Annotated in this window: 10 protein-coding genes; 6 read left to right on the forward strand and 4 right to left on the reverse strand. The window is 47.0% G+C overall.

Annotation, left to right across the window (positions count from 1 at the left end; genetic code table 11):
* Positions 1 to 53: 53 nt before the first annotated feature.
* Complete coding sequence (locus ACTXGE_RS08995) at positions 54 to 809, reverse strand: TSUP family transporter (RefSeq protein ID WP_317199204.1); 756 nt, start codon at positions 807 to 809, stop codon at positions 54 to 56.
* 377 nt (positions 810 to 1,186) lie between these two features.
* Between ACTXGE_RS08995 and nhaA the strand changes: the two genes are divergently transcribed.
* Together nhaA and ACTXGE_RS09005 are read left to right on the forward strand one after the other, a co-directional pair.
* The gene (gene nhaA, locus ACTXGE_RS09000) at positions 1,187 to 2,386 is read left to right on the forward strand and encodes a Na+/H+ antiporter NhaA (RefSeq protein ID WP_443543162.1); all 1,200 of its coding nucleotides are present in this window, start codon (positions 1,187 to 1,189) and stop codon (positions 2,384 to 2,386) included.
* A 160-nt stretch (positions 2,387 to 2,546) separates the two neighbouring features.
* Complete coding sequence (locus ACTXGE_RS09005; protein WP_443543164.1) at positions 2,547 to 3,851, forward strand: oxygenase MpaB family protein; 1,305 nt, start codon at positions 2,547 to 2,549, stop codon at positions 3,849 to 3,851.
* Between the two features lie 21 nt (positions 3,852 to 3,872).
* On the opposite strand, the gene ACTXGE_RS09010 is transcribed toward ACTXGE_RS09005, so the two are convergent.
* A complete protein-coding gene (locus ACTXGE_RS09010) occupies positions 3,873 to 4,622 on the reverse strand; it encodes an NUDIX hydrolase (RefSeq protein WP_317199207.1) in 750 nt (249 codons plus the stop codon).
* A 153-nt stretch (positions 4,623 to 4,775) separates the two neighbouring features.
* Here ACTXGE_RS09010 and ACTXGE_RS09015 point away from each other — a divergent pair, with 153 nt between their 5' ends.
* Entirely contained in the window at positions 4,776 to 5,291 is a 516-nt protein-coding gene (locus tag ACTXGE_RS09015) for an HPP family protein (protein ID WP_317199208.1), read from the forward strand.
* A gap of 416 nt (positions 5,292 to 5,707) precedes the next feature.
* Positions 5,708 to 6,271, forward strand: a complete 564-nt coding sequence (locus ACTXGE_RS09020; protein ID WP_443543167.1) for an NUDIX hydrolase — start codon at positions 5,708 to 5,710, stop codon at positions 6,269 to 6,271.
* A gap of 102 nt (positions 6,272 to 6,373) precedes the next feature.
* On the opposite strand, the gene ACTXGE_RS09025 is transcribed toward ACTXGE_RS09020, so the two are convergent.
* A complete protein-coding gene (locus ACTXGE_RS09025) occupies positions 6,374 to 9,451 on the reverse strand; it encodes an insulinase family protein (RefSeq protein WP_443543169.1) in 3,078 nt (1,025 codons plus the stop codon).
* A gap of 263 nt (positions 9,452 to 9,714) precedes the next feature.
* On the opposite strand from ACTXGE_RS09025, the gene ACTXGE_RS09030 reads away from it, so the two are divergent.
* Together ACTXGE_RS09030 and ACTXGE_RS09035 are read left to right on the forward strand one after the other, a co-directional pair.
* The gene (locus ACTXGE_RS09030) at positions 9,715 to 10,176 is read left to right on the forward strand and encodes a universal stress protein (protein WP_435949655.1); all 462 of its coding nucleotides are present in this window, start codon (positions 9,715 to 9,717) and stop codon (positions 10,174 to 10,176) included.
* 108 nt (positions 10,177 to 10,284) lie between these two features.
* Positions 10,285 to 10,746, forward strand: a complete 462-nt coding sequence (locus ACTXGE_RS09035) for a universal stress protein (protein ID WP_317199212.1) — start codon at positions 10,285 to 10,287, stop codon at positions 10,744 to 10,746.
* An 87-nt stretch (positions 10,747 to 10,833) separates the two neighbouring features.
* On the opposite strand, the gene ACTXGE_RS09040 is transcribed toward ACTXGE_RS09035, so the two are convergent.
* Positions 10,834 to 11,763 (reverse strand): LysR substrate-binding domain-containing protein, encoded by a 930-nt coding sequence (locus ACTXGE_RS09040; RefSeq protein WP_435949656.1) that lies wholly within the window; start codon positions 11,761 to 11,763, stop codon positions 10,834 to 10,836.
* Positions 11,764 to 11,903: the final 140 nt, after the last annotated feature.

An 11,903-nucleotide genomic window follows, 5' to 3' on the forward strand; every position in this document is an offset into this window, starting at 1 on the left:
TCAAAATTGGCTGAGGTATTTTTGATCGCTCTGTGCTGTCAATTGACAGCCCTTTAACCAAAAACGTATTTGGTCACCATCGCCAAACATACTAGGACAATCACTGGACGAATCAGCTTGCTGCCGCCTTTGACCACCATATGTGAGCCAAAATATGCGCCGATGATCTGTCCGACCATCATCGCAAGACCCACTTTCCACAGCACATTACCGCCCAAAATAAAAAATATCAGTGAGCCTATATTGGTCGATAGATTTAGCACCTTTGCCGCGCCTGTGGCCTCAATAATCTGCCGACCGCGCAGCGCCACATTCCCTAGTGCAAAGAACATCCCTGTGCCTGGGCCAATGTAACCATCATAAAAGCCGATGAGTGGCGCGACTACTTTTTGCCATTTGCCCTCTGAGATACGCGGCGCGGCTTCCACCTCCCCTAGATTTGGCGCAAACAAAGTATAGATACCGATAGCGGCAATCAAAAAGGGAATAAGCGTCTCAAGCAGATCTGGCGGCGACAACTGTACGGCAATCGTCCCTATGACTGAGCCGATGAACGCGGCGATAATCGCCACTTTAATACGGGCAGGCTTTACCACGCCCTTTTTTATCATAGTGATGGACGCCGCAAGCGCCCCTGACGCTGCTTGCAATTTATTGGTGCCAAGGGTGAGTACAGGCGGAATATTGGCAAGGAGCATGGCAGGTATGGTCAGCAAACCGCCGCCGCCTGCGATAGCGTCGATAAAGCCTGCTAACGCCGCGACTGCCGTTAGCATCAAAATCACTTCTAAAGATAGCGATATATCCATAAAACTTGCCTTAGTATTACCATCAGATGTATCGCTAATGAGATATTAATGCCGAATCAATAGCACTATAAAAATGGTGAAATCAAGCAAAGTCTGTTAAATTTGGTATAACTGACTCACTAACGCTTACGCACACTATCATGTCAACGCGTTATATTCTATGATAAAGACTTTGAAGATTTGCGATCAAACAGCACGCTATTATAAAAGAAAATAAGCATAAGAATATTAAAAATTCAGCTATCACACTCAAATATATAGGCAATCTAAACACGCTATTATCATTTTTGATACGAAGGTTTTGATAAGTATTATCAAATAAGATGGTATAAAGGTCGTCATTTGAGTGTAGTGTATATTTTGCAGATGAGGATTTTATGGCAATACGACGGATCAAGGCATTTTTTGAATTTGAGGCGGCAGGCGGTATCATTTTAGCCCTAGCTGCCATTGCTGCAATGATTATTGCCAATACCCCACTGAGCGAATGGTATAACGGCTTTATTCATGCGCCCGTTGCTATCCAATTTGGTGATTTTGAGATTGCAAAAGATGCACGGCATTGGATCAATGATGGTCTAATGGCGGTTTTCTTTTTTTTGGTAGGACTTGAGCTCAAACGCGAAGTTTTGGTTGGCGAATTATCCAATCTCAAACAAATCATTTTGCCTGCAGGCGCGGCTGTCGGCGGTATGATTGCCCCTGCTATTGTGTACATCCTGTTTAACTACCATGAGCCTGAGTACCTCAAAGGCTGGGCGATTCCTGCTGCAACCGATATTGCGTTTGCGCTTGGTATTTTAAGTTTACTGGGCAATCGCGTCCCCAACTCGCTCAAGATATTTTTGGTCTCTATTGCTATCTTTGATGATATTGGCGCCATCTTAATCATTGCGCTATTTTATACCAATGATCTATCTTTGTTCTCTTTAGCGGTTGCAGGCGCTTGTTTGCCGTTCTTATACATCCTTAATCGCCGCAACGTGACCAATATTACGCCTTATATTTTCTTTGGCATTATTATGTGGATTGCTGTGCTCAAATCTGGCGTCCATGCGACTTTGGCAGGGGTTGTTTTGGCTTTGTTTATCCCAATGTTTGATCGCACTGATCCTGAGCACTCGCCCTTAGAGGAGCTTGAGCATGATCTACACAACACCGTTGCCTTTGCTATTTTACCGCTGTTTGCTTTTGCCAACTCAGGTATCTCCCTTAAAGGCGCAGGCGTCGCTGAGCTGTTTCACTCGGTTCCGCTCGGTATCGCCGCAGGCTTGTTTATCGGTAAGCAAGTTGGTGTTATGGCGATGTGTTGGTTGATATTCAAACTGGGTCTCTCAACCATGCCAAAGGCGATGAACTTTAAGCAAATCTACGGCGCAGCCTTGCTTTGCGGCGTAGGCTTTACGATGAGTTTGTTTATCGGTGGTTTGGCTTTTGGCGGCGGTACGCCTATGTTCGATGAGCGCTTAGGTATCATTATGGGTTCAATCGTCTCGGGGGTTGCAGGGTATCTGATGCTCAAGTACACGCTAAAAGAAGAGGTTAGCAATACTTCTGTTGATTTGACTCGCCATTGATTTTTCGCTAAACAACAGGCGTATTACCAGTCCAGAAATCAACGCAAAACTGGTAATACGCTACCAATTTATGACACACGCTTACTATTAAAGTCACGCATAATGGTACATTACTATTATGACTGCAAAAGACCCCAATGACTCCTACGACTCTACTATAATGTCCAAGACTACTAGCACCAAGACGACTAGCGCCAATTATCGGCGTCATGGACGCACAACGTCTATCGATGACCATAGCGATTTACAAGTGCTGCGCCGTATCAAGCGCTATTTATTGCCCAAAGACTTTGTCATCTCGCAGCGCCTGCTCGATGAGATCGTCGCAGGCTACGATATTGGCGACCCTATTGCTGATAGCTTGGCAGGTGACGGTATACGGTTTGCCAAGCCATTAGAGCAATCCATTTTGGGCAACTCTACACCCGATACCCGTACAGCCAACCACCCCTCTTTTGTCGCACTAACTGAGCAGTTCAGCGCGCAGCCCTCTTGGTTTGATCCTAAACTTGCTGAGATAGGCGCTATTGCTTATCGGCGCTATCCTTTAATGCTGATCTGGCTACTGCGTAACGTGGCACTCATGGCAGGCTATAGTATCCCAGCGCTATCACTACCGCTATTGCAAACTGGCGCGCTGATGCATGATGCGCTGCCGCGTCTGATGCGCACGTATGCTTATATCCTCGCCGTATCTGAGCATCCGCAGTTGTCAGATGACACGCGTAATATAGAACATGTGCTCGCTGTTGGCTCGGAGGGTTGGCGCCAGTCCATCAAGGTGCGTCAAGTACATACCTTGGTACGTCAGAGCCTGCTTAAAGGCAAGCTTAAACTATCAGATGATGTGATCGCACACAAGGCTCAGCACCATAATGCAGATGGGAGTTGGAATAGCGATTATTGGGGCATTCCGATCAATCAGACTGATATGATTGCCACTCATTTGCAGTTTTCACTGCTGATTATGCGCGGTCTTAGATTGCTTGGTGCACGCATGAGTAACGAGGAGGCCGAGGGCATTTTGCACTTATGGAATCTTGCCAGTTATTGGATGGGGGTGGATTTGGAGCGCTTGCCAAAAGATGAGGCGGCCTGCTGGGAGTGGCTCTATACTTATCTGTCTATTCAGCAGCTTGATTTTAAAATGGGACAGCCTTTGGCTAAGGCGCTGCATGATTTGCCGCGTCAGCTGATGGGCGAGGACAATCGCCGCGGACGCTTTGTCGAGATGGTCAATGCCAGTGTCACGCGTACCCTCGTTGGTGACGATATTGGCGATGGTTTAGATCTGCCCAAATCAAAAATTCGCTTTGGCGTGCTATCCTCTGTGCCGATTTTGTTTGCCTTAGATACCGCGCGCCAGCACAATGCTGCCGCCGCGCGTAAGCTTGAAGCGTTTCGCGCTAAGCGTCAGGATAATATGAACTGGTGGCTCAAAAAGAATGACAACTATTATAAATAGCTGCATAAGGGTGGGTCGCATTTAACGACCAATATCTAGGCCAGACTCTTGCATGCGGTAGTACCATTCCAGTTGCCTATCAAAGCCGGTCTCAAGTAAGCTTGCCAATACTTTACCAGTAAGCCCCCAAACAGTCTCGCCTTCAATCTGCCAGCTGGGCGTTACGATAGTCGCGGTCTGCTCCATCATCGTATACTCGATGGCATACTCGATAGTCGGCTGAGTTATTAAGCGCTCAAAGTCTGCCCAAAATATCCGTGAAATCTCCCCAATCTCAGGCACTAACTCTAAATTTGGCTCAATCAAAGCCACAATTGGGCGTACGCTCATGCCACTCTTTGAGGTTTGGATGGGCAATTGACCTAGCAGTTGCACCTTATTCGGTGGTAGCGCGGTCTCCTCGCAAGCCTCACGCAGCGCGGTTATTACATTGTTGCCGTCATAATGCTCATGCTTACCGCCAGCGCAAGACACCTCACCTGCGTGGCTATTCATGTGCGCGGCGCGGCGGGTTAAGAGTAGTCTAGGACGCGCCTCGTTAGTGATGGCGACCAATATTGATGCATCTGCAATAGGCGTCTGATACAGACGCTCTAAAATACGCGCGCTTTGAGAAGCGTGATCGGTATCATGGCGCAAAGCTTGCGTCATGTGACCAAGCATATCGTATTGCATACGTTCGGCCAATTGCCTGAGCACGGGCTGATGGATATAGTCGGGCAGCGCCACTGACAAGTCATCAGGGAGGATAAGCTGCTGCGGTATGGTCATTATTATTGCCCTATAAGTTTAAAATGAGTACTAAATGTCATAACGTTATTATCAACGAGAATCAAAAGACTCTATCCTTGATGTATAAAATATCTGCGCGTAGTAGAATAGCCGCGCTTTGATATTTGTTGTTAGACGATTTAGGATACCCCTGTGAATAAGATTTTTTCATTGAGCAAGATGCAAGGCAAGCTCGATGACTGCCCTCAAAGATTGCCACTATTTATTATCGTACTCGCTTGGCTTGGAGGTACGCTTGCTACAGCAGCACTTGCACTAATAGGCGACTGGCAAAACGTGGCTATGATTTTGGGATCTTTTGGTGCCAGCTGCTTGCTTATCTTTGCTTACCCAGAGAGCCCTTTTGCTCAGCCTAGAAATATCGTCGGCGGTCATTTTATTACGACCTTGACTGGCTTAACCTTTATGACCTTGTTTGGTATTGAATGGTGGAGCCTGGCTCTCGCTGTCGGTACGGCTATCGCGCTTATGCTATTGTTTCGAGTACCGCACCCACCAGCAGGTTCAAACCCATTAATCGTGATGCTCGGCGGAGTCAAATGGCACTTTTTGATTACGCCAACGTTGATAGGAGCAATCGCTTTAGTGATAGTCGCCCTAATTTATAATAATATTGGTAGAGGCCGCCACTATCCAAGATATTGGTAAGGGTTCACAACTTCAAAACTGCATTTAAAAGACCACATCAGTACAGACTAGCTGACTTTGACACTTGCTGCATGTGCTTTGTGTGACTACGCATTGCTTACTCTTTTTTTAAAAGCTTGCTGCGTATAACATCAAGGCTCAAGCGATATAATAGATCAATATACTGATACATACATGCTACTGGTATGAATTCTCCTTGCTGACTTGGCGCTTTGCACTTAAGAGGCCTTAAATTATACTAGTAGCTCTGCCCCATATTGGGTTTAAGGTAATTTAGTTTTTGTGTTACAACCGCCGTTTAAGTGCAGATGACAAATGGTGTATTCCTGTTAGCAGCGCTCAGTTTGCTGCCAATTTGTGCTATCTTAGATTAATAAAAGCGCAACCTCTAAAATTTACCAAAAAAGGCTGTAACTATGCAATTTTGTCTCAATTGTGGCCATGAAGCTGAGCGCAAGATACCTGCCACTGACAATATGCCGCGCTTGGTTTGCCCCAACTGTCACTACATCCACTACGAGAACCCAAAAGTGATTTGCGGCTCTTTAGTTATCCATGAGGATAGAGTATTGCTGTGTCGCCGAGCGATTGAGCCGCAATATGGGCTGTGGACGATACCAGCAGGCTTTATGGAAAATGGCGAGACGATGGCGGAGGGCGCTGCTCGCGAGAGCTTTGAGGAGGCAGATGCCGTCGTCATCAACCCTCAGTTATATTGTCTATATGATATCCCTGATATTGGTCAAATATATGTCATTTACTTATGTGATCTAAAAGACGGCGCTTATGGCATTGGCTCTGAGAGTCTCGATACGGCTTTATTCAAAGAAGAAGATATTCCTTGGGATGAGATCGCTTTTGAAGCGGTACGCCGGACTTTGACCAGCTATTTTGCTGATCGCAAACAGTTTGATGAGGTTAAGCAGTTCCCTATTCATCAAGATTATGTCGGTAAAGACAAGAGCATCAAGCGTTACTAAAAATGTTTATGGTGAGCACACAATAAGCGATTCTATCTAATTAAAAAACCGCCATCCTAATAAAGACGGCGGTTTTCTCGTATCTATGACTAAACCCACCTTTTAGCTCTTAATTTTACATACTTTAAAGCCTAGCGCCTTTACATCTTCTTCTTTATCAAAGGGTGCAAGCACTGAGCGCACGTGCTGTTGGCCTTGTAGATACTGCCCAGCGACGCGCTGTAAGTCTTGAGTCGTGACCGCTAGTATCGCCGCGCGCATTTTGCGTTGCCACTCAGGACCGCGGTGATGTAGATTAGTGAAACAGGCTTTGATCGCCTCGCCTGCAGGTGAGCCTGGCTTATCCATACCAGAGATGATCCCTAGTATCGCCTCCTCTAACTGCTCATCCGTTTGCGGCTCATTAATTAGCCACTCGATGCTGGCATCAAAGTGCGCGAAAGTCTGCTCACAATGCGGATCACGGTAACTAAAGAATTTAAAGGCGCAGGCATTGGCATCATAACCCGCCCCGCCGCCATAAGCGCCGCCGCGCTCACGAATAGCGCTATGCAAATAGCCATTACGTAGATAAGGCGCTAATACCATTAAAGCTGCAGTATCTGGATGGTCGGCGGCAGGGACAGTGTAGGCGCTAGCGTTATGATAGACATTGGTGGCGACAAGCCAAGCAATATCCTCTACGATAGGATTATGCTCAAGCCTATGCGCCGCGTCCACCTCGCCATTAAGCGTAGCATCTAGAGTCAAAGCACTAAATTCACTTGGAATATCAGCATCCGTTAACGCAGGCTTCACACTTGATGCCGCACTGTCCTTCCAACTATCAACGATAAGCTGACTTAAACGCTCAGTTTGCTCAGCTTCACAAACGATAATGGCGTGCTTAGGTAGACTGATTAGACGCTGATGTAAGTCCATCAAACTCATTGCAAGCTTGTCCCATTGCGCCGCGTCATCGCTGGCATGACCCAAAAAGTCCTTGAGTGCGTTTAATGCTGGTAAGCCGCTACGAACGTATTCAAGCTGCGCTTGACGGCTCATGCCGCGACTGGCCGTTTGCAGCGCATAGGCGTGACCTGCGCCAGCAAGTCTTGACTGCCAACTGGCCGCGCGCTGCTGCAAGATCTCTTTGATACGGTCGTGCTCACTAAAGACACTATGTTCCATGACTTCTTTGAGCAGATCGATCGCCTCAGGCTTACGATTAAGCGCGCGCGTTGCGACCACAAAGTAGCTGCTAATCGTTTGGCTATCATCGATGCTAGTACGCTGGCTAATACGTGCGGTCACGCCTGATGAATGCGCCGCTTGTTTGGCTTGCATCTCATAAGCATCTAGCGAGTCCGTACCCAGCTCTGATAGCAAGCTTAAATAAATCGGTAGTAGCGGATGATTGATGACATCGTTAGCAGGCAAATTATCCACGTTGGCTGCGTTGATCGCATCCGTGAGCGGCACAACGACTTGATAATAGTACAAGCCATTGGTGCCCGCTTCGTATTCAAACAGCGTGCTCTGTTGTCCGCTTAGCGTGACCTGTTTTTGTGTGCCTTCTTTAAAGCTGATATCGGTTGGTACATCTTCTAAGCCAACCTTGGGAAGTAAGCTCACATCATCAGGGGCAGCCTGACGCGCGGCTAAATCCAGTGCTTGTTTTTTTAAAATATCCTTATCATCAGCACTCAAATCCATCGCTATCGTATCAAGGCGTACTTGCTCCGCTGCGATCAGGCGCGCCGACTTCTCGCTATCAGGCGCCATAGTGATACGGACGCGGTGCGGGTTATCCAGCAGATGGGTCTTGATTAAGTTTGGCAACCACTGCTTATCCTTGACTTGCTCGCGCAGCCATAATAGGTGCTCATCGACTTCCCATACATCGATAGGGTTGCCGTCATGAATGGCGGTGCTAAAGCCTTCTAACAATAAATTTAGACCATAAGGCATGCTATCGCCGCCAATATGACGCTGATCGATCTCAATCTGATGCAAGATGGTTTCAATCGTTTCATCATCAACAGGTCGGCTTGCCACATCGGTTAACAGGTCGATAATCCCCTGCTCGACCGCTTCTGCGTGCTCGGGCTCAGAGCCGCGAAGACCAGTATAAAAAACCATCTCATAATGACTATCATCGAGTCCCAATAGCGGACTTGGCGCGCGGCCTAGCGCATGACTGTCCAAATAGGCGCGCAGTGGCGAGCCAGCATGCTCAATCAATACGCCCTCTAATAGGCGCAGTGCAAGGCGCTGCTTAGGATCAGTAATCGACGGTAGCAACCAAGCCACCACATGATGAGTCTGATTGGGCCCTGCCTCGTCAGCAGTATACGTGTCGGTTGCACTAATCGGCGCAGGCAAGCGCACTTCTGGGCGCGACACATGCTTTTGACCGGTCTCAAATTCAGCCAACGCGTCTTGGTGTATTTTCGCTTGCGTCTCACGCACTGGAATATTACCAAAGCTCATAATCACGCTGTTTGACGGATGATAGTGACTTTTGTGAAACTCAACAAGCTCTGTATGGGTCAAATCAGGAATGTCTGCAGGATCGCCGCCTGAGTTGTAATGGTAGGTGGTCGTTGGGAACAGATGATGGGCGACCGTATGATAGAGCTGGTCAATCTCGCCGCTCATCGCCCCTTTCATCTCATTGAAGACAATACCCTTAAATTGCGGCTTATCCTCTTCGTTTAATTCAACACGAATACCTTCTTGCGCAAAATCAAGCGGATGAATATTGGGAAAGAAGGCGGCATCCAGGTAGACATCTAACAAGTTAAAATAGTCGTTTTTGTTTTGCGTGGCATAGGGATACGCTGTCCAATCCGCCGCCGTCATCGCATTCATAAAGGTATTCAAAGAGCGCTTGATCATCGAAAAGAACGGATCACGTACGGGGAACTTTTTGGAGCCGCATAATGCGACGTGCTCAAGGATATGCGCCTCGCCTTTTGAATCCATTGGCTGAGTCCGAAACCCGACCAAAAACGCATTTTCGTCACTAGGATGCGCCAAATGATAATGCATCGCGCCCGTCTTGACATGCTGGCTGATGAGAACGTCTATCGAGAGCGCCTCAATATGACGATGCTCGATCAGCTCGAATGCTGGGTGCAAGGTCAAGTCGATATCAGCTTGTGTTTGGGCATGTATATCAGTGATCGTGTCGCTCATAGTTATCCTTATTGTTTATCGTTGTGCTTTTATTGGCAAAATACATTTATAAATATCGTCGCTGTGAGATGGGGCTTGCGCGGTGATAAGTCAAGTCAGACCTTAGCTCTCAATTGTTATATTCGCCGCCTCTCTTCACTCTTTAAAAAAGTAAAAATGCCGTCTTTTATAACCCTAATTAAATTATGGATTTAATCCTTAACAATGCTTAGTGGTGCTGTTACTATCAAGGTAGCCATTTTATAAATAATAAGGAGCATGTTATGAGTTATCAGCATATTTTACTGGTTACCGATTTATTATCAGATGCCGATATCGTCGCCGAGCGCGCCAAACGCATTATCGCAGGCTCGCCTGATACTAGGTTATCGGTACTGCATATCGTCGAAGATGACATGATACGCTTCGGTTATGAGCTCATTCCAGCGTCGAGCTTATCAGGAGAAAAAGATGGCGCGCATTGGCAAGCCGCCCGAGCCAAATTGGCACAGTTTTTGGAGCGTAATCAATTAGAGGCGGTCAACTCTGAGGTCACCGCCGCTATCTCTAACGACAAAGGGATTGTCAAATACTGCCACGAAAAAGAGGTTGATCTGCTCATCATTGGGCGTCATGAGCGCCGCGGTATCGCCGCTTGGCTAGTAGGTGCCACCGCCGATAACATCTTACCCAACGCGCCGTGCGATAGCTTAGTCGTCAAGCTTGATCAGCCAGTACCTAAATAGTTAGACCATTATAAATAGCTTAAAGTAGAAGCTAAGATAGACGAGCTCTACTTAACAGCGGCTAGCAGTGGTGCTATAGTAGATACTATCTGCCATGAGGACAACATAATGAAATATGAGCATATTTTACTAGTTACCGACCTGCTCTCTGATGCCGATATCGTCGCGCAAAAGGCCAAACGTATCGTCGATAATCGCCCAGGCTCTAAGCTATCGGTACTCCATATCGTCAAAGACACGATGGTCGGTTTTGGCTACGAGCTAGTACCCGCCTCCAGCCTATACGATGAGATCGATGATGAACGCTGTCAAGAAGCACGAGCGAAATTAGCGCAGTTTTTGGAGCGTAATCAATTAAATGCAGAAACCTCTCAAGTGACTACTGCCATCTCAAGTAGCGAAGGTATTGTGAGCTACTGTCACAAAAACGACGTCGATCTACTGGTTATCGGTCGTCATAAACGCTCAGGGATTGCTGCTTGGATAAGCGGGGCGACTGCTGATAATATCTTGCCAAACGTGCCTTGCGACAGCTTCGTGGTTCGGCTTGATAAGCCTGTGACAAGGTAATGACTTGATATAAGTATTTAGCTTTAATAGATAAAGTAAAAGCGCGATATCATCAATGATGTCGCGCTTTTTTTGATCCTAGTGCAATCACTGCTGCTCAATAATATCGATAAAGGTTTGCCAGATAGGGCTTTGGTGCCGAGCCTTATGCCATACCAGCCACCATGTGCGTGATAGATCGATACTGGCAACTTTAACTTGTACCAGCGACTTTGTAGCAAGTTCTGTCTCAATGATATGCTGCGATAGACAGCCTAGTCCAATATCAGCGCTGACCATATTTTTGATGGCCTCAGACTGACTTACCGCGCGAATCACCTCAGCATTTGGCAGATACTGCAATAACTGCTCATCGATTATTTGCCGCGTGCCAGATCCCGCCTCTCGTACCAACAACGGCCGCGTCGCTAATTGCCCAAGGGTAAGCGTATAACTATCATCATCACTCTTAGCAATATCTGTCAGCCATTTACTATCATGCTTAGCAAATATGATGAGCTTGTCGGTACGCCAAGCGCGCTGCTCAATCACTTTACTATCGCTTGGCCTTGGCATACCCTCCACCAGTGCAATATCGATATTAAGCTGCTCAATCTCGCTAACGACTTCTTGCGTGTTAGCGATATAGGTCTCGATGTTAGCTTCTGGCAGCGTCTTATACATCTGGGCCAAGAGGCTTGGCAACACATAATTGCCAATAGTGGTACTCGCGCCAATATGCATCTGCCCTGCTTGATGCTTATGATAATGCTCAAGCGTCAAGGCTTGTCCAAGTAACGCTTGCGCTTGAACATAGATAGGCTGAGCGTTGGCATGAGGGGTGAGCCTACGTCCTACGCGCTCAAACAGCGGCATCTGCAAGCGCGTCTCCAAGGTACTGAGCGCACTACTGACCGCTGATTGTGATAGATGCAGCTCTTTACCCGCACAACTGGTGCTGCCTGTCTGATAAATACTCACAAACACAGCTAGCTGCTTTAACGTAATCTTCGGTACGGTCTGCGGCGCTTTTTTCATCGTCTCTATACCCCACAACTTGTCTCTATACCCTACAGTTTACAAGAGCTACTAGCATATTAACCCAAAAAACAAATAGGTTCTATCTTATCAATCTGTTTTTATTATATATAGCCTTTATCTATACTGTTGACTTATAA

Source organism: Psychrobacter sp. T6-4, from assembly GCF_052258425.1.
Taxonomy (GTDB): domain Bacteria; phylum Pseudomonadota; class Gammaproteobacteria; order Pseudomonadales; family Moraxellaceae; genus Psychrobacter.